At 44.4% G+C, this 19,593-nt stretch carries 15 protein-coding genes; 10 read left to right on the plus strand and 5 right to left on the minus strand.

Going from position 1 to position 19,593, the window contains the following annotated elements:
• Positions 1 to 287: 287 nt before the first annotated feature.
• The gene (locus K5Q73_RS11440; protein WP_220760029.1) at positions 288 to 2,066 is read right to left on the minus strand and encodes a bifunctional UDP-sugar hydrolase/5'-nucleotidase; all 1,779 of its coding nucleotides are present in this window, start codon (positions 2,064 to 2,066) and stop codon (positions 288 to 290) included.
• A 192-nt stretch (positions 2,067 to 2,258) separates the two neighbouring features.
• The gene (locus K5Q73_RS11445) at positions 2,259 to 3,329 is read right to left on the minus strand and encodes a CNNM domain-containing protein (RefSeq protein WP_220760031.1); all 1,071 of its coding nucleotides are present in this window, start codon (positions 3,327 to 3,329) and stop codon (positions 2,259 to 2,261) included.
• Positions 3,330 to 3,489: 160 nt separating this feature from the next.
• On the opposite strand from K5Q73_RS11445, the gene K5Q73_RS11450 reads away from it, so the two are divergent.
• The 8 genes from K5Q73_RS11450 (at position 3,490) to der (ending at position 12,383) form a co-directional block, all read left to right on the plus strand.
• Complete coding sequence (locus tag K5Q73_RS11450; protein ID WP_220760033.1) at positions 3,490 to 4,611, plus strand: bifunctional tRNA (adenosine(37)-C2)-methyltransferase TrmG/ribosomal RNA large subunit methyltransferase RlmN; 1,122 nt, start codon at positions 3,490 to 3,492, stop codon at positions 4,609 to 4,611.
• A 43-nt stretch (positions 4,612 to 4,654) separates the two neighbouring features.
• On the plus strand, positions 4,655 to 5,443 hold the full coding sequence (gene pilW / locus K5Q73_RS11455; RefSeq protein WP_259650722.1) for a type IV pilus biogenesis/stability protein PilW: 789 nt from the start codon (positions 4,655 to 4,657) through the stop codon (positions 5,441 to 5,443).
• Complete coding sequence (locus tag K5Q73_RS11460) at positions 5,443 to 6,441, plus strand: RodZ domain-containing protein (protein ID WP_220760037.1); 999 nt, start codon at positions 5,443 to 5,445, stop codon at positions 6,439 to 6,441. The genes pilW and K5Q73_RS11460 overlap by 1 nt, the downstream gene beginning before the upstream one ends.
• Before the next feature lie 21 nt (positions 6,442 to 6,462).
• Positions 6,463 to 7,578: a flavodoxin-dependent (E)-4-hydroxy-3-methylbut-2-enyl-diphosphate synthase gene (gene ispG, locus K5Q73_RS11465; RefSeq protein ID WP_220760039.1), complete on the plus strand. Its 1,116-nt coding sequence runs from the start codon at positions 6,463 to 6,465 to the stop codon at positions 7,576 to 7,578.
• A 137-nt stretch (positions 7,579 to 7,715) separates the two neighbouring features.
• A complete protein-coding gene (hisS, locus tag K5Q73_RS11470; protein ID WP_220760042.1) occupies positions 7,716 to 8,990 on the plus strand; it encodes a histidine--tRNA ligase in 1,275 nt (424 codons plus the stop codon).
• A 15-nt stretch (positions 8,991 to 9,005) separates the two neighbouring features.
• Positions 9,006 to 9,626, plus strand: coding sequence for a tetratricopeptide repeat protein (locus K5Q73_RS11475; protein ID WP_220760044.1), 621 nt, complete (start codon positions 9,006 to 9,008; stop codon positions 9,624 to 9,626).
• A gap of 11 nt (positions 9,627 to 9,637) precedes the next feature.
• Positions 9,638 to 10,825: an outer membrane protein assembly factor BamB gene (gene bamB / locus K5Q73_RS11480; protein ID WP_220760046.1), complete on the plus strand. Its 1,188-nt coding sequence runs from the start codon at positions 9,638 to 9,640 to the stop codon at positions 10,823 to 10,825.
• 85 nt (positions 10,826 to 10,910) lie between these two features.
• On the plus strand, positions 10,911 to 12,383 hold the full coding sequence (gene der, locus K5Q73_RS11485; RefSeq protein WP_220760048.1) for a ribosome biogenesis GTPase Der: 1,473 nt from the start codon (positions 10,911 to 10,913) through the stop codon (positions 12,381 to 12,383).
• Between the two features lie 72 nt (positions 12,384 to 12,455).
• Here der and K5Q73_RS11490 read toward each other — a convergent pair whose 3' ends face one another.
• The 3 genes from K5Q73_RS11490 to xseA all read right to left on the minus strand — a co-directional run bounded on the left by K5Q73_RS11490 (position 12,456) and on the right by xseA (position 16,261).
• Positions 12,456 to 13,163 (minus strand): hypothetical protein, encoded by a 708-nt coding sequence (locus tag K5Q73_RS11490; RefSeq protein WP_220760050.1) that lies wholly within the window; start codon positions 13,161 to 13,163, stop codon positions 12,456 to 12,458.
• 248 nt (positions 13,164 to 13,411) lie between these two features.
• Positions 13,412 to 14,314: a hypothetical protein gene (locus tag K5Q73_RS11495; RefSeq protein ID WP_220760052.1), complete on the minus strand. Its 903-nt coding sequence runs from the start codon at positions 14,312 to 14,314 to the stop codon at positions 13,412 to 13,414.
• A gap of 609 nt (positions 14,315 to 14,923) precedes the next feature.
• Positions 14,924 to 16,261 (minus strand): exodeoxyribonuclease VII large subunit, encoded by a 1,338-nt coding sequence (xseA, locus tag K5Q73_RS11500; RefSeq protein ID WP_220760054.1) that lies wholly within the window; start codon positions 16,259 to 16,261, stop codon positions 14,924 to 14,926.
• 120 nt (positions 16,262 to 16,381) lie between these two features.
• Between xseA and guaB the strand changes: the two genes are divergently transcribed.
• The gene (gene guaB, locus K5Q73_RS11505; protein ID WP_220760056.1) at positions 16,382 to 17,854 is read left to right on the plus strand and encodes an IMP dehydrogenase; all 1,473 of its coding nucleotides are present in this window, start codon (positions 16,382 to 16,384) and stop codon (positions 17,852 to 17,854) included.
• Between the two features lie 123 nt (positions 17,855 to 17,977).
• Positions 17,978 to 19,555 carry a glutamine-hydrolyzing GMP synthase gene (gene guaA / locus K5Q73_RS11510; RefSeq protein WP_220760058.1) on the plus strand — a complete coding sequence of 526 codons (1,578 nt, stop codon included), beginning with the start codon at positions 17,978 to 17,980 and terminating at the stop codon, positions 19,553 to 19,555.
• Positions 19,556 to 19,593: the final 38 nt, after the last annotated feature.

The raw sequence follows: 19,593 nt of genomic DNA on the forward strand, positions 1-19,593 counted from the left end.
CAGGGAACTTGAAGCTAATAGTTATTCTATATCGAGAGTTTCTGGCGCAGTATGCAGTGCTTTGAAACCCACCCAGAGGGAAGCACTCAAGCATTCCACTTCTGCTTTGCATGGTCTCACAAGGGAATAACCATTCTGTCGTCCATGCGCCTTGAATTGAAAAGCTTGAGCGCTTCTGAATTGATTAAATTACTAATGCAATTGGTATTACCCTAAAACTATTTACGGAGTTGTTGGGGCAAGGCCAAAGCCAAAGGTCGACTCTTGCCCACTTAGATAGTACATAATTACAGTGGCACGAGATTATGGCTGGTGTAATGAACCTGTGGTTCGATTACTTCATCTAAGCTCTGAGCTTTACTGATAAAGCGAATAAACGCCTCTGGTAGACTTAAGCCTTCAATATCCTTTTGCCAATTCGCTTTTAATATTGGGTAGTAACCTTCCTTACCCGAAGCGGTATAGGAAGAAGAAACACCTTTATAGTGAGCCTTAGCATCAACTTCTAGCCACTGGTTTTTACCCTCTACAAGGCTGAGAATTTCAAGCTTGATGATGCGTTGCCCCAAAGCTTGCTTGCCATCGTAAAAGTATTTCAAGCCATAAGTGTATGGGAAACTGCCTGCGCCAGTGCCAATGACACTGTTATTGGTCGCGGCATTTATCGCAGACTCTAGCATCTGAAACAGGTACTGGCCCTGGATCTCGTACGTCACTAATGGGATATCGAAAGGTAAAATACGGCCTAAGACTTCGGCTAAACTCACATCACCTTTATCGAGAGACTGACGTACGCCGCCAGCATTATGTAGTGCGAAGTCGACCTCAATCCCTAGCTCTCGGGTTTCTTGATACATGCTGCGGCTGACCCAAGGTGCTATTTCGCTGCCATGGGGCAGGGCTTTACTGGGCAGGCGCGTATGAACCAAACTTTTAGGGACAAAGCCTAAAATTTTATTATTTAACGCTTCTAGACTAGGACGGTATTTTGTCTGGATCCTTGTCTGTACTTGGCTGTCTTCCTCATCCCATAAGATAAGTGGATGTGACTGTAATTTTTGGCGAACCGTTAAATAATCCTGTGGACTAACATCATCGGAAGCTTGCAGAATAAATTGCTGATCTAACATGAAGTAATTGCCACCAGAGAGGCTTAATACTTTACCTTTCTCATCAAAAACGATGTCGGCCATACCTAAGGTTTCAGCATACTTCCCTGCGTGCAATATAGCGGTATTGTTAATACGCTCGCCATAGGACATATTTGATAAGCCAAGTTCGCTGAAGTCGCCCTGCAGGGTATGTGAGTGACCACCAACAATCAGGCTGATGCCATCGACCTCACTGGCCAAGACCTTATCTTGATCCAGCCCTAAATGACTTAATACGATAATGTGGTCGATGCCCTGAGCCTTCAGATGAGAAACTGTGCGGCGTGTGGTATCAATTGCGCTAACAAAATGAGTGTCTTCATCGGGACGGGCAATCTCTTTCATTTGATCTAAAGTGATACCAATAATCGCCACTTGCTTATCTTGCAGAGGCTTTAACAGCACTTTAGCTGTTTGCGTGAGCGAGTCAAAATCGAGTAACCGTGGATGCCTTGCAAGACATGCCGGTTTTTGTTGACACTCTTGGCTCAGATCCATGTTGCCAGCTAGCAATGGGAAGCGAATATCATTAAGAAAGTCGAGTACTGGCTCGTTACCAGCGTCGATTTCATGATTGCCTAGTACCATAGCATCAGGCTGGAGCATATTCAGCAAGTCTGAGTTGGCTTTACCTTTAAACTCATTGTAGTAAAGGGTGCCTTGAAAACTGTCGCCGCCATGTAGAAATAGAAAACTCTGTTGATTATCTTGGGCTGCTAATTTTGCTTGTTTGAGCTGATAAGCGATACGAGCGTAACCACCGGTGTGGCTATAAAGAGTCAGCTCTTTTTGTTGCTCACAAATCGTAAACTGAATACGGTTTGCATCAAAGTGTGAGTGAGTGTCATTGATGTGGGTAAGTTTTAACTTATATTGCGCCTTTGTAGGCACTGACTTAGGTAGGGTGGTTGTCATCTTATTCCTCTGGACCAAACGAGGAGTATAGCACGGAGAGATGAAATAATACCAAGCAGAATCTTTTTTGCGCTGCAGGCAAAGCGGTCTGTTTGCGCTGAAAACTAAGTATCAAAACAAGGTATCAAAACAAGGTATTAAAAAAGGGAGCCAAGCTCCCTTTTTTGCCATCCTATGGATGATTAACTGCTTTTAGCGGTTTTCTTTTTCGAAATCGCCATCATCAGATAATACTATGCCTTTATCTTTCATACGACGACTCCATAACTTACGTGCAAATTGTTGCATGTCTGCCACAGGGTCGTTTGAATCGACAATCTCAAGGCCAAGTAATGATTCAACGATATCTTCTAAGGTTACAATACCTTCGTGAGAACCGTATTCGTCAACAACCATAGCAATCTTAGTATTTCGCTTAATCATGAGCTCAAATAGAGGCAAAATCTTAGCGGTCTCAGGGATCACCAATAAGCTCTTTTTAAGCACGGCGATAGACTCTTTTGGAGTGTTTCGCTCGGCAAGCAAAATATCGTTTCTATTAACGTAACCAATAATGTTATCTGGCTCTTCGTCATAGACTGGAATTCGAGTAAACGGCTTTGCCATATACTGGCGTGTAAACTCATCTTGGGTCAAGTCAGTAGGCAGTCTGAATAGCACTGTTCTTGGCGTCATAATGGCGGTTACAGGCATCTCTTTAACCGACAGCATCTGAGTCAAAATCTTCGACTCTTGCTCATCAAGTTCTCCAGATGCGCGACCAATCTCTGCCATTGCACTCATTTCTTGACGAATGTACTGACCTTCATCGCCTTTGCCCATCAGCTTAGTAACTTGATTAGACATCCAAATAAGAGGCAAAGTACTACGTTCCATCCAAACCAATGCGATAGATACAGTTGGAGCGAGTGAGCGCCAGTAGTTTGCACCTAAGGTCTTAGGAATGATCTCCGAGAAGAAGAGAATTAAGAAGGTAAGAACACCAGAAAATACGCCTAACATCTCATCGCCAAAAACCTTAGCCGCTTGCGCACCAGCAACAGCAGCACCTACGGTGTGCGCGATAGTGTTTAAGGTAAGGATCGAAACGAGTGGAGATTCAACATTCTCTTTCTGCTTACGTAATCTATTAGCTGCACCAGGATTGGTTTTAGATAATGAGGCTATGTAACTAGGTGTTACCGAAAGCAATACAGCTTCAAACACACTACAAAGAAAAGAGACAGTTATCGCGACAAATATTATAATGATAAGAGTTATCATAAAGGTGAAATTACACCTCCAAATGGCAGACCAAAAGTAGTCTGCGCGGATTCTAGCACAGGTTTTTAACTTTGGTGATAGCCCGCTGGCTAATATTTGTTAAGATCTGTATAATTCGCCGCCCGCAGGCAGGTTTTAGGTTTTTTTGAGGTTAGACTAAATGAGTGAAAAGAAGATCAATTTATTGGATCTTGATCGTAAAGCATTAAGAGCGCTATTTACCGAGATGGGTGAAAAGCCATTCCGTGCTGATCAATTGATGAAATGGATTTATCATTTTGGCGTTAGTGACTTCGAAGAAATGACGAACATTAACAAAGCACTGCGCGCTAAACTTGCCGCAAAATGTGAAATCGTCGCTCCTGAAATTTCAAGTTATCAAAAGTCTGCTGATGGCACTATTAAGTTTGCTATTAACGTTGGTGATGGCCAAGAAGTTGAAACGGTTTACATCCCTGAAGATGACCGCGCAACCTTATGTGTGTCTTCTCAAGTGGGTTGTGCACTTGAATGTACTTTCTGCTCAACAGCGCAGCAAGGCTTTAACCGTAACCTAACGGTTGCAGAAATTGTTGGCCAAATTTGGCGCGTTGCTGATTTCATTGGTTTTGTGAAAGATACCGGTGAGCGTCCAATCACAAACGTCGTGATGATGGGCATGGGCGAGCCTTTGCTTAACCTTAAGAATGTGATCCCAGCGATGGATATCATGCTTGATGATTTTGGTTTTAGCCTATCTAAGCGCCGCGTAACCTTATCAACTTCAGGTGTTGTTCCTGCACTCGATAAGTTGGGCGATGCACTAGACGTTGCATTGGCTGTGAGTATTCATGCACCAAATGATGAGCTGCGTGACGTATTGGTTCCAGTTAACAAAAAATATCCATTAGAAGAGTTTTTAGCGGGTATTCGCCGTTATATTGCTAAATCTAATGCTAACCGTGGCCGAGTAACAGTCGAATACGTGATGTTAGATCATATTAATGACAGTACTGATCAGGCTCATGAATTAGCTAAGCTAATGAAAGATACGCCATGTAAGGTTAACCTTATTCCGTTTAACCCATACCCTGGGTCTCCATATGGGCGTTCATCGAACTCGCGTATAGATAGATTCTCCAAAGTCTTGATGGAATACGGCCTAACCGTTATCGTTCGTAAAACACGTGGTGACGATATCGATGCTGCATGTGGTCAGTTAGCGGGTGATATTCGCGATAGAACCAAACGTTTAGCAAAAAAACAAATGCAACAAAATCAAATTTCAGTCACAATAAACTAACTCTTTGTATCTACTGATAGATGACTGTTAGATGGGCTTAAAAATGAATCAGAGTAAGCTGGTATTGCCGCTGGTATTAATCTTGTCGTCAGTGATGACAACAGGGTGTGTTACCCAAGATACCTATGCGGGTACCGATACGCCTGTCTCTGAAAGAAAAGTGGATAAAGTTGCCGCTGCACGTCAGCGAGTGCAACTTGGCCTGACCTATCTACAAAAAGGCAATAGTGAGCAAGCGAAAGCTAACCTCGACCGAGCATTGGCTTTTGCGCCTGACTTGGAAGAAGTTCACATTGCCTTTGCTTATTATTACCAGTCTGTTGGTGAATTAGAAAAAACTGAGCAAGCATATAGAGAAGCGATTAACGCGAGTGATGCATCAGGTGATTCATTCAATAACTTCGGTGCATTTTTATGTCAGCAAGGTAAATATGCCGAGTCTGAGAAGATGTTTCTAGAAGCGGTTGATCAGCCTCTGTATACCCGTTCTGCTTCAACCTACGAAAACCTTGGTATTTGTAGCCGAAAAGCCGGACAAATGATTAAAGCGCAGTCTTATTTTGCGATGGCACTAAACTACGATCCTAGAAGACGCACCTCATTAATCGAGCTGACAGAGATCGATTTTGAAGAGGGCAAATATGCCGAGGCGAGAGAACAACTTTCTCGTTATCATAGAGTGGCTGCAGAATCTGCAGGCAGTTTGGCACTCGGGATTAAAATTGAACAAGGTTTGAATGACCAAGAAGCGGTTAGACGATTCGGTATTTTACTACTGGCAAAGTTTCCGCAGTCTGTTCAAGCCAAAGAATATCGGGCTAGTATGCATTAATGAAAAATGAACAGAATCAAGAGCCCAATGTAGACAATGAAAGCCTAGTGGATGAGCCGACGCTCACACTGGGCGTTTTGCTAAAAACAGCCCGAGAAAGTAAGGGACTGTCGATAGAGGCTATTGCAGCACAGTTGCATTTACGACCGACTATCGTGCAAGAGATTGAGGCTGATAATCTAGAGGCGGTAGGCGCAGCAACGTATGTGCGAGGGTATGTGAAAAACTACGCTCGCGCTGTGCAGGCAGACCCATTTTCCGTACAAGAGTGCTTAAATAAGCAGCTTGCGAATGACGATGAGCCATCGATGCAGAGCTTTTCTCGTAAGACGACACGTCAGGCTCGTGATGGCCGCTTGATGGCGTTGACCTACCTTATCGTGTTTGCGCTGTTAGCATTAATGGTTTGGTGGTGGTTTCAAAAGTCGTCATTAGAGACTGCAATAGACTATTCACAACCGACGGTTGAGGAGGTTGCTGCATCGGAACAGTTGCCAGAGGCAAGTCCAGCTGAGCCATTATTAGTGGGTAATCAAGCTGCGAGTGTTGAACAAATCTCTGAGCCTGTTGATGAGACTTTGCAACTGACCAATGAAAACAACCAAGTCGCTGACTCTCCTGCGACGATTTCAAAGCCAGTTTTAGCTGAAACGTCTCAAACAGATAATTCTTCAGCAGACATTACATCAGCAGAGATAGCGCCATCTACAACGATTCAGGCAGAGCCAGTTACGGCTGAGAGCAATACAGGCTCAGCGCTTAAGCTAAGTCTAACCGGAGACTGCTGGATTAAAGTCGCTGATGCGACAGGCAAGACCTTAGTCAGCGATCTTAAGAAAGCCGGTAGCGAGATTAACTTAGTAGGGGCCGAGCCGTTTTCGGTGACCTTAGGCGCCCCACAAGTAGTCAATATCCAACTTAATGGTAAAGCGATTAGTTTGGAGCAGTATCCTAGCGGTAAGGTGGCGAGATTGACGTTACCACTCGCTGGACAATAACGGATCACAGAGCACAAAACGATGTATAACGAATCTCCTATTATCAGACGCAAATCAAGCCGCATTTATGTTGGCAATGTACCTATTGGTGACGGCGCCCCGATTGCAGTGCAGTCGATGACCAACACCCGCACAACAGATGTTGAAGCGACCGTTGCGCAAATTAAGGCGTTAGAAAATGTTGGTGCTGATATTGTGCGCGTTTCAGTACCAACCATGGATGCCGCTGAAGCGTTTAAACTGATCAAGCAGCAAACTACAGTGCCGTTAGTGGCAGATATTCATTTTGACTACCGTATCGCACTTAAAGTGGCGGAATACGGTGTCGATTGCTTACGTATTAACCCAGGTAATATTGGTAACGAAGAGCGTATTCGTAGCGTAGTTGAATGTGCCCGCGACAAGAATATTCCAATTCGTATCGGTGTAAACGGCGGTTCATTAGAGAAAGATCTAATGGATAAATACAAAGAGCCAACACCACAAGCCTTGCTTGAATCTGCGATGCGCCATGTGGATATTCTAGATCGTATGAACTTCGATCAATTTAAGGTCAGTGTAAAAGCATCAGACGTATTCTTAGCGGTTGAGTCATACCGCTTGCTGGCTAAGCAGATAATTCAGCCACTTCACCTTGGTATTACCGAGGCGGGCGGTGCACGTGCTGGTTCAGTTAAATCAGCCGTAGGTCTAGGTATGCTATTGGCCGATGGTATTGGTGATACGCTACGTATTTCATTAGCGGCCGATCCAGTGGAAGAGATCAAAGTCGGCTTTGATATTCTTAAGTCACTACGCATTCGCTCACGCGGTATTAACTTTATCGCTTGTCCATCGTGTTCACGCCAAGAGTTTGATGTGATTTCAACGGTTAACGAACTTGAGCAGCGCCTCGAAGATATCGTGACACCAATGGATGTCTCTATCATTGGCTGTGTGGTCAATGGCCCAGGCGAAGCATTAGTGTCGGATATTGGCCTTACTGGTGGTAACCGCATGAGTGGTTATTACGACGATGGTGTTCGCCAGAAAGAGCGTTTTGACAATACCAATATTGTTGACTCGTTAGAGGCGAAGATCCGCGCTAAAGCGGCTATCGTAGCGGGTCGTATTCCGGCTCAAGATTTAAATAAGTAAGTACAATTGCATCACAAGCCTGCTGCGTGGGCTTGTGATTTTTTATGGGTGAATGCACCTGTTGTACGTTTAGTCTCGAAACGCCTATAATGCGAGGCGTTTTTTAATTTTATATAGCAAATTTGACGAGTCGAATAGTGGCAAAACAGATCCAAGCGATTCGCGGAATGAACGACATTCTGCCTACTCAAAGTCCTTTATGGCAAAAACTTGAAACCGTATTACGTGACACTGTTGGGTCATATGGTTATAGCGAAATTCGTACTCCTATCGTTGAAAGTACAGATCTCTTTAAGCGCTCTATCGGTGAAGTAACTGATATCGTTGAAAAAGAGATGTATACCTTTGAAGATAGAAACGGTGACAGCTTAACGCTACGTCCTGAAGGCACAGCCTCAACGGTACGTGCGGGTAACGAGCACGGTTTGCTATACAACCAAGAACAGCGTCTGTGGTATATGGGACCAATGTTCCGTCACGAACGCCCACAGAAAGGTCGTTATCGTCAATTCCACCAGTTTGGTGTTGAAGTTTATGGTATTCCTACTGCAGATATCGACGCAGAAGTCTTGATGCTATCAGCCAAGCTGTGGGAAAAACTAGGGATCACTGAGCATGTGACCCTAGAGCTAAATACTTTAGGTGATACAGAAGAGCGTGCTGCTTACCGTGACGCCCTGATTGCTTTCTTAGAGCAGCATAAAGACGTATTAGACGAAGACAGCCAACGCCGTATGTATTCGAATCCGCTACGTGTACTTGATTCTAAGAATGCCGATGTGCAGGCACTTCTAGCCGATGCACCAGTACTAATGGATTACTTCGGTGAAGACACGCGTTCACATTTTTCACATTTATGTGAACTCTTAGAGGCTGTCGGCATCCAATACACAATCAATCCTCGCCTAGTGCGCGGTTTAGATTATTATAATCGCACGGTTTTTGAGTGGGTAACATCAAGCCTAGGCTCACAAGGCACAGTATTGGCCGGTGGTCGTTACGACGGTCTTGTTGGTCAACTTGGTGGTAAGCCAACGCCAGCAGTTGGTTTTGCTATGGGCCTTGAGCGCATCGTATTACTACTGCAAACGCTTGAACTAGACAAAGATATCGGCCCAGCTGTTGACGTATACGTAACGGCGATGGGTGATAACTGCAAAGTTGAAGCGATTAAGATTGCGCAAGAACTAAGAGCTAGCTTACCTACAGCTAAAGTGATGAGCCATTGTGGTGGCGGTAACTTTAAGAAGCAGATGAAGCGAGCCGATAAGAGCGGTGCCTGCGTTGCACTGGTAATTGGTGAAGATGAACTAGCCAATAATCAAGTTGCAGTGAAACACCTTCGCGAAGATAAAGCACAAGAATTGGTTGCCCGTGATGCATTGGCGACATATATTGCAGAGCTGATTTAAAAGGGGAAGACTTAAGTGGAAATCTATAGCACAGAAGATCAACAAGTAGATGCTATCAAACAGTTCTGGAAAGATTACGGCACCTCAGTTGTTGTTGGCGCCGTTGTCGGTTTAGGTGGATTATTCGGTTGGAATTATTATTCTGACCATCAGGTAGCGCAAGCTGAAGCAGCATCAGAGTCTTTTCAGGCGCTGAGCAGCCAAAACACTGCCGATACGGCAATGTTAACCGCGGCTGAAAATTTTGCCAAAGAGCATGGCCAAAAAGGTTATCAATCACTGCTTGAGCTATTAGTGGCTAAGTCTGCGGTTGAAACTGGCGATCTAGCTAAAGCAGAAGTGACCCTTAAAAATGTTATCGCGACCAATGTTGATAACAGCATTGTGTTGATTGCCACTATGCGTCTAGCACGTGTACAGGCAGAACAAGGTCAATACGCTACAGCGATTGCTACCCTTGAACAAATTACAGATCCAGCCTCGAAGGCTCAAAAAGATGAGCTAAAGGGTGACTTCTTAGTGCGCCAAGGTGAAACAGAGAAGGCAAAGGTTGCCTATCAAACTGCGGTAGACAATGGTGGCACTATGACTAGTCCAACATTACAAATGAAGCTTGATAATCTGAACAAGGCATAAGGAATCTGCCCATGAAGTCTTGGTGCAAAACACTACTAGCATGTGGCATGAGCATAGGCATCTTGTCTGCTTGTTCTTCGAGTGATGTAGAGGAAGATCCGATTACACCACTTACCGAGATAGAAGCCAGCGTGTTTCCTGAGGTAAACTGGAGCGCAAACGTCGGCGACGGTGTCGGTGATTACTACTCTCGCTTACGCCCTGCGGCTAATTACGGCAAACTGTTTGTTGCAGACCGTTACGGTAAAGTTGAAGCATTCGACGAAGTAACCGGTGAGCGTATTTGGCAAAATGATTTTAGCTCTGCATTTAGAGATAATGCGTTAGCTAAAAACAAAGGTGCACGTTTAGCGGGCGGTGTAACAGCGTCACGCAACAAGGTATTTGTGGGCGGCGAAAGCGGTCTTCTAGCGGCTTTTGACGAAGCTACTGGAGAAGCGGTTTGGCATGTCGTTGCCGGTGGAGAGTTGTTATCAGCCCCCACGGTAGGCGAAGATGTGGTAGTGGTTAATACCGGTGCGGGTACGTTAGAAGCGTTTGACGTGGAAGACGGTACTCAGCAGTGGGTATATGAAAACCAACTACCAACCTTGACCCTACGTGGTACTGGCGCCGCTTCTTATGAAGCAGGTGGTTTCTTTGTTGGCACCGCCGATGGTAAAATTGCTGTTGTGATCAAGAACAATGGCCAGGCTGCATGGGAACAGGCTATCTACACACCAACGGGAGGCAATGAGTTCTCGCGTATGGCCGATATAGATATGAAGCCATTGCTTGTAGGTGAAAACCTATATGCTGTCAGTTACAACGGTAACTTAGTGTCTATGGAGATGCGCACTGGTCGTATCGTTTGGTCACGCAGTTATTCGAGCTTTAATGAGTTAGCTTATTCTGGCGTAAGCCTATTTGTGGTCGACGATCACAGTCGTATTTATTCTGTTGATAGACGAAATGGTCTAGAGTTATGGAATAATGCAGAACTTGCTAACCGTAATTTAACCGCACCTGTGTCGTTTAAAGATTACGTGGTTGTGGGGGATTTTGAGGGGTATCTACACTTCTTAAATAAGTCTGACGGTCAAATCGTTGGACGCGTAGAAGTTGATAGCTCAGGTTTATACAGTCAGCCATTAGTTGTTAATGACAACTTATATGTGCAGACTCGTGGTGGAAAAGTGGTTCGAGTCACACTTCCGTAAGCCAAATCGTTAGAGATGATAAGGCCCCTGGATGTGTATGCCGGGGGCTTTTTAGTTATTAGAAATGAGTAATAGAGGCAATTAAATGATTCCTGTTGTGGCCCTAGTTGGGCGACCAAACGTTGGTAAGTCGACCCTTTTTAACAGACTTACCCGTACCAGAGACGCGCTTGTCGCTGACTTTCCTGGGCTAACTCGGGATCGTAAATACGGCCGAGCACATCTTGCAGGTTATGAGTTCATCGTAGTTGATACCGGCGGTATTGACGGCACTGAAGAAGGGATTGAAACTCGCATGGCCGAGCAATCTCTAGCTGCGATTGAAGAAGCAGATGTAGTGCTATTTTTGACTGACGCTCGCGCGGGCTTAACCGCTGCCGATCTTGCGATTGCTCAACATTTACGTAGTCGCGAAAAAACCACTTTCGTTGTGGCTAACAAAGTCGACGGTATCGATGCCGATTCTGCCTGTGCAGAGTTCTGGTCATTGGGTCTAGGTGAAGTCTACCAGATGGCTGCGGCTCAGGGCCGTGGTGTTACCAACATGATTGAATATTCTTTAGCGCCATATGCAGAAGCAATGGGGATCACTAAAGAAGAAGACAATGATGACGACGAAGAAGAGCGCGAGTACACGGAAGAGCAAGCAGAAGCTGATCAAAAGCGTCTGCAAGACTTGCCAATCAAGCTTGCTATTATCGGTAAGCCAAACGTAGGTAAATCGACGCTAACTAACCGTATTTTGGGTGAAGAGCGCGTTGTTGTATACGATGAGCCAGGCACCACCCGTGACAGTATCTATATTCCTATGGAACGTCAGGGCCGAGAATACGTATTGATTGACACCGCGGGTGTACGTCGTCGTAGTAAGGTTCATGAAACAGTTGAGAAATTCTCTGTTATTAAGACTCTTAAAGCGGTTGAAGACAGTAACGTAGTCTTGCTTGTTATCGACGCCCGTGAAGGTATTGCCGAGCAAGATCTAGGTCTATTAGGTTTCGTGCTTAACGCTGGCCGTGCATTAGTTATTGCCGTCAACAAGTGGGACGGTATCGACCAAAACGTTAAAGACAGAGTGAAAACTGAGCTTGATCGTCGTTTAGGCTTTATCGATTTTGCTCGTATTCACTTTATTTCTGCACTTCATGGTACAGGTGTAGGTCACTTGTTTGAGTCAATCGAAGAAGCTTACGACAGTGCAACGCGCCGCGTAAGTACCTCTATGCTGACTCGTATCATGCAGATGTCACAAGACGATCACCAGCCACCATTGGTTAACGGTCGCCGCGTTAAGCTTAAATACGCTCACGCCGGTGGTTACAACCCACCAATCGTGGTTGTGCACGGTAACCAGGTTAAGAAGCTTCCAGACTCTTACAAGCGTTATATGATGAACTACTTCCGTCGTTCATTGAAGGTGATTGGTACGCCAATCCAGTTACGCTTCCAAGAGGGTGGCAACCCATTTGAGGGGATGAACTCTAAGAAGCTAACAGTGAGTCAGGAGCGTCGTCGTAAACGTATGACAGCCCATATTCGCGACAAGAATAAAGATTAATTCGTGTTTTAGTTTGAGCTTGCTTGAACTAGCCGAATGATATTGAAAAAGGAACCCTAGGGTTCCTTTTTCTTATTTTGTACTTTGTTGAATAACATCTATGAGTCGTTGTCTCAATGGCTCGCTTATCGGAAACGTAAAGCTGGCACCTTGCATTATTGCTACGGGTTCAATCACCTGATCTTCCTTGTAAGCCACAACATAGTCATTGTCGCTCACCATCTTTTGGTAATGTGTTATCGCATCGATTGCTGTTTTTCGTCCTAGGTCTTTGTAGGTGAATTCAGAAGTATGACTTAACTCATATTCCGTGTCTCTTTGTTGTTGAAAACGTCTATCGGTGCGACTGACAAAGCCGCGCATGCCACCGGTTTCAATATAAGAGTTACTGGTGCCTTCAATTCGATTGACGCTAATACCGTCTGGCGTAGTGATTTGATGACCACTCCAAAAGTTAATTTGTTTATGTTTTAAATCAATTAGGATGTCGTTTAACTCTACATGCTTATACATATCGTTATGGGTAGTGCGTGTATTGTAGCGATACTGCACAATTAAGCTTTCAAAGGGGCCGTCTTCACCTGAATGGTGACAAGTAATACTGACAATATCAGGCAGAGGCTCGCATAAACGATTGGCTAATTCTGGTTTGAATCCATGCTTGATCGCTGCGGCGGTAAAAGAGTCTGAAATGACAACTTCACTCTCTGGTGTTGCATAGGCGTTGAAGTTTAATGCTGCCAAAACTAGGCCAAGTGACAATCTTATGGTTTTGCTCATATTTGTTCGCATGTAATCTAATCTGTCTTTTGTTTTGTAGCTTTCGTTATCCAGAAGCTTACTTTCGTGTTAAGAGTGATGAACGTTCAGCCAATTATATCACGATTAATCAACCGTAAGTCTGTGTAAAAACAAGGTTTACATGGTCTCTATGCGGTATTTTATTTCGCTTACCTAATGGATTAGATTTTTTGGTGATTTCGATAGGAAGTCTGTGTTTTCTGTGGAGTGAAGTAGAGTTGTTTACTCTAAATGGGTTTGCTTTTTGAGAAGTGGTTAATCACGTCTATCAGTTGTGACTTCTGTTTAGTGGAAACCCACTCCAAGTTGAACAGGTAACAAGCAGACTCCGCCAGAGTTATTTGATGTAAGTTTCTCTGCGAGTTAATTAGCAGTTCAAAGCAGACAGACTCTAAAGTCTGTTTAGATATGTGATTAGCACAAGCATAGCTGATTTGAGGTTTATCTGTATCATCTTCAAACTTCCAATAGCACTGTTCATCTAGATTTATTAGCAGTTGCTGGAAAGTAGCTACAGGCATTTGGTCTTTTACTCGTAAAATAGATGCTAAAGCAATGAGATTATGTCCCCAAAAACCAGGTTGTTTTAGTGCGCTTGCCAGTACTGTTTGCTCATCAATACTCTTCGGTTTATTGTAATCAGTTGCTACTGGATATGATTGATGGTTATTGCCGTAGAAAGTTGCCGTTACGAACTCACAGAAACGCTCAATAAATCGCAGTTTTTGCTTTTCTGTTTTTACTAATGGCCAAGCTAGCTTAAAAGCTATCAGTACTGAAATATTATGGCTGAGATACTCATTTTTCTCTGCACATTGTTCGACGTAATAGCTAAAAATTTCACTAGTATCACTTTGATTAAACCAGTCTTGCATGGTGAAATAGGCGTAGGGGTAGATAGCATGCGCTAATACCCAGTGACGTCTGCGTGCGACTGGTTCAAAGGGCATTGAACCGGGTTTAAGAATAGCTATGTCAAAGCTAGGTTCCTCTAACTCAATTAGCTTGTTAATTTTTAGCCAATCTTTTTCAGGCCAATCAAATTGGGCTTTTAGCGATTCAATAGCGAGGTAGCATTTTAGTGCATGCTGTTGGTGAATCGCTGCAATTCTTGAAAGTACTTCATCCATGTTTGCCTATTCCTTTTTCGCTACTTTATTACCTTTGTTGCTAGGTTACCCTAAATATTTCAGTCGTCTAGCGCAATATCTTTAGTGACTAATTCATTTGGTATAAAAGAAGTAATTAAATCTAACCTATTAATTATTGTTTAGTTTTATCTTTGGGCATACTTCTGGTTTTACCAACTTAGGCATCAAATAACGATGTTTTAAATGAAACACCAATTATCCCGTGTAGATACGGTTGAAGCCGTCGAAAACAGGGATGTTTTCGTTGAGCCTACACGGACGTACTAGCGGCGAGCTTCAGCAGTGTCTGCACATAAGGTCTTCCTTAACATCCCTGTGAACACGACATTCTGACATCCTGTTGAGCACCCGCGGCAGGCTATTAACCACTCTAAAGTGACAGTTTAGAATGAGCACTCCTGTAGCAGCGATCCAAAAATAAATGTAATCAGCCTTCCTTCAAAGGCTAACCAACTTTGGGGCAAAACTGAGTTATGAAGCATACAGAAAACACCAACTCACCATCGAAATTGCCGAAGTGCCACGACATTAATTTTCAAACGAAGTTTGAATCGCTATCCTTTAAGCGAAACTTAAACCTAAGGTTATCTAACCCACCTCAACCACAGTAGAAGTGACACTGCCATCTCGCAGACGAGTAGTCAGTGTATCGCCAATGCAGGTATCAGACGGAGACTGCACCACTTTGCCATCACCTGAAAGCGTAATGCTGTAACCACGGCTTAATGTAGCGAGCGGGCTAACGGTTTCTAATTGTTGTGCGCGGTGAGCAAGGCGCTGTTCACTCGTCTTTAATTTATCATTGATGGCGTCATTGAGCTTTGCGCTTAAGTAGCTCAACCGCTGCGTTTCAAGCGTCAGGCGATGCTGCGGTGATTGATTGGCTAATCTATTACTTAAGTTTTGCTGTTTTAAGGTAGAAGCATGTAACTTGGTTTGCATCGCTTGATGCAGGCGTAGCTGCATTTCATCGAAACTTTGCTCATACATCTGCAGGCGACGCTGTGGATCTTGTTTTTGTAAGCGGTGCTCTATGGTTTGAACTTGGCTTTGTTTCTTTAGTTGGTAATGCTGCCAAGCCTGTTTAAGGCGTGAAAGCTGTGCTAATAATTTTTGCGCCTTATTGTCGGCATCTTTCGATAATAGTTCAGCACCTGCAGAGGGGGTTGGCGCACGAAGGTCTGCCACATAATCACTGATGGTCATATCCACTTCATGGCCAACGGCTGACACCACAGGAATACCACTGTTATAAATAGTGTGGGCTAAGCCTTCGTCGTTAAAGCTCCATAAATCTTCGAGTGAACCGCCACCACGAGTCACCAGTAATACGTCAACTTCGGCTCGCGAATTAGCTAGATTAATGGCATCGCAAATACTTTTTGCGGCATCAGTGCCTTGTACGGGAGTAGGGTAGATAATGACTTCTATTGATGAATCACGGCGGGCAAGCACATGCAAAATATCGCGAATAGCAGCACCAGTAGGCGAGGTGACAACACCAATTTTTTGAATGTTAGCGGGAAGCGGGCGTTTAGTATCACTGGCAAAAAGGCCTTCGGCCGCAAGCTTCATCTTTAACGCTTCATATTGCTGTGCGAGTAAACCGTCACCAGCTGGCAACATAGACTCAATTAGCAATTGATAATCGCCACGAGGTTCGTAGACGCTGATATTGCCTTTAACTAAAACCTGTTGGCCGTTAGCGGGGCGAAAGGTAACCGCTTGATTACGGCCTTTAAACATAGCGCAGCGAATTTGTGAGAAATTATCTTTGAGGGTTAAATACCAATGGCCAGAGCCCGGCGCCGCAAAGTTTGAAATTTCAGCATTGAGCCAAATTCGGCCAAGCTGACCCTCTAAAAGTTGTCTAACTTCGCCGTTGAGGCGGGAGACGGTATAAACATCGTTTTTTGGGGTTTTCATAATTTTTTTACACACAAATGCGAATTAGTGTCTATTTTCCATTTACCAACCCAGATATGCAAGGTATAATCTCGCCGCAATATTTCACCTCTAATTCCTACTCTCTTGGGGAGATGTTGCATGTTAAGATTGAAAAAAGAAGCGTTAACTTTTGATGATGTGTTGCTGGTTCCAGCGCACTCTACCGTCCTCCCAAATACAGCTGTTTTAAAAACACGCCTGACGAATAAGATTGAGTTGAATACTCCAATCGTGTCCGCTGCTATGGATACAGTTACTGAAGCTCGCTTGGCAATTGCTATTGCTCAAGAAGGTGGCCTAGGCTTTATCCATAAAAACATGACGATTGAGCAGCAAGCTGAAGAAGTTCGCAAAGTAAAAATTTACGAAGCGGGTATCGTTCAGCAGCCAGTGACAGTGACCCCAGCAACGACACTAGCCGATGTTAAGGTTCTAACTGAAAAAAATGGTTTCGCAGGTTACCCAGTGGTAAACGACGCTAACGAGTTAGTGGGTATTATCACTGGCCGCGACGTACGTTTTATCACTGATTGGTCGCGCACCGTTGATCAAGTGATGACTCCAAAAGATCGTCTAGTGACTGTACTTGAAGGCACTAAGCTAGATGAAGTTCAAAAGTTGATGCATTCTCACCGCGTTGAGAAAGTATTAGTTGTTGATGACAACTTCAAGCTTAAGGGTCTTATCACTGTTAAAGATTTCCAAAAAGCAGAGCGTAAACCAAACGCATGTAAAGACGAGTTAGGTCGTTTACGTGTTGGTGCAGCTGTTGGTGCAGGTCCAGGTAACGAAGAACGTGTTGACGCCCTAGTATTAGCTGGCGTTGATATCTTGCTTATCGACTCGTCTCACGGTCATTCTGAAGGTGTTCTACAACGCATTCGTGATACTCGTGCTAAATACCCAGACTTACAAATCGTTGGTGGTAACGTCGCTACAGCTGAAGGTGCGATTGCACTCGTTGAAGCGGGCGTTAACGCAGTTAAAGTCGGTATTGGTCCTGGCTCTATCTGTACAACACGTATCGTAACGGGTGTGGGTGTTCCGCAAATTACTGCTGTATCAGACGCTGCAGCTGCGGTTAAGCACTTAGACATTCCAGTGATTGCTGACGGTGGTATCCGTTTCTCTGGTGACCTTGCTAAAGCATTAGCTGCTGGCGCATCGTGCATCATGGCGGGTTCTATGTTTGCTGGTACTGATGAAGCGCCAGGTGAAACTGAGCTTTATAACGGTCGTGCATATAAGTCATACCGTGGTATGGGCTCACTAGGTGCAATGACTCAGACTCAAGGTTCATCTGACCGTTACTTCCAAAGTGATAACGCAGCAGACAAGCTAGTACCTGAAGGTATTGAAGGTCGCGTAGCTTACAAAGGTAAGCTAAAAGAGATCATTCACCAGCACATGGGCGGTCTACGTTCATGCATGGGCCTAACAGGTTGTGCAACGATTAAAGAGCTAAATGAGAAAGCTGAGTTTGTGAAAATCACTGCAGCGGGCATGGGTGAATCTCATGTTCACGACGTGACGATTAGTAAAGAAGCACCTAACTACAGCACTCGTTCTTAATTAGTGTTTTAAATCTTAAGGGCGACATATAATGTCGCCCTTAAATTAAGCTAAGCAGAAAGGTCAAAAAGCACTCACTGCTTAGTTAGTTAACAATAAAGAAAAATAGAGATAAGGTACCCCATGAGCAACATTCATGAGCATAAGATCCTCATATTAGATTTTGGATCGCAATACACTCAACTGATCGCCCGTCGTATTCGTGAAATCGGTGTGTATTGTGAACTTTGGGCTTGGGATGTTTCTGAAGAGCAAATTCGTGAATTCGCTCCTAACGGCATTATCTTAGCCGGTGGCCCTGAAAGTGTTACCGCTGAGAACTCACCTCGTGCTCCAGAATATGTGTTTAACGCTGGCGTACCTGTACTAGGTATTTGTTACGGCATGCAAACCATGTCTGAGCAGCTTGGTGGTAAAGTTATTCAAGGTGTAGGCGAAGGTGAATTTGGCTACGCACAAGTTGAATTACAAACTGAATCTGCACTATTCAAAGCGATTGAAGACGCGGTAAGCGAAACAGGCAAGCCACTGCTTGACGTATGGATGAGCCACGGTGACAAGGTTTCTGAAATTCCAGCAGGTTTTGTGGCTGTTGCTAAGACTGAAACGTGTCCTTTTGCAGCTATGGCAAATGAAGACAAGCAGTTCTACGGCGTGCAGTTCCACCCAGAAGTGACTCATACTCGTCAAGGTAAGCGTATGCTTGAGCATTTCGCCCTTGAGATCTGTGCTTGTCCAGCAAACTGGAAACCTGCTTCAATTATTGAAGATGCGGTAGAGCGCTTAAAAGAGCAGATTGGTGATGACGAAGTTATCTTAGGTCTATCTGGTGGTGTTGATTCATCAGTGGTTGCTATGCTGCTTCACCGCGCAATTGGTGACAAGCTAACATGTGTGTTCGTTGATAACGGTCTACTTCGTCTTAACGAAGCGCAGCAAGTTATGGACATGTTTGGTGACCACTTCGGTCTAAACATCGTTCACGTTGATGCTGAAAACCGTTTCTTAGATGCAATGGCTGGCGAAGCAGAACCTGAAGCTAAGCGTAAGATCATTGGCCGTGTATTCGTAGAAATCTTCGATGAAGAATCTAAGAAGTGCGTTAATGCTAAATGGCTTGCACAAGGCACTATCTACCCAGACGTTATTGAGTCTGCTGGTAGCGCAACGGGTAAGGCACACTGCATTAAGTCACACCATAACGTTGGCGGTTTACCAGATGATATGGCAATGGGTCTGGTTGAGCCATTACGTGAACTGTTTAAAGATGAAGTGCGTAAGATTGGTCTAGAGCTAGGTCTGCCATACGACATGCTTTACCGTCACCCGTTCCCAGGACCAGGTCTTGGTGTACGTGTTCTAGGTGAAGTGAAGAAAGAATACTGTGACTTGCTACGTTTAGCTGATGCGATTTTCATCGAAGAGCTACACAAAGCTGACCTTTACAACAAGGTAAGCCAAGCATTTACCGTGTTCCTGCCAGTACGTTCTGTTGGCGTAATGGGCGACGGTCGTAAGTACGACTGGGTTGTATCACTACGTGCAGTAGAAACTATCGACTTTATGACAGCGCATTGGGCACACCTACCTTATGATTTCCTTGGTCGTGTATCTAACCGTATCATTAACGAAGTAAATGGTATTTCACGCGTGGTTTACGACATTTCAGGTAAGCCACCTGCAACGATTGAATGGGAATAATGGCTGACGCCTAACCCATTAACGTTAAGACCTACATG

The sequence above is a fragment of the Shewanella sp. MBTL60-112-B2 genome, assembly GCF_019655055.1.
Lineage (GTDB): Bacteria > Pseudomonadota > Gammaproteobacteria > Enterobacterales > Shewanellaceae > Shewanella.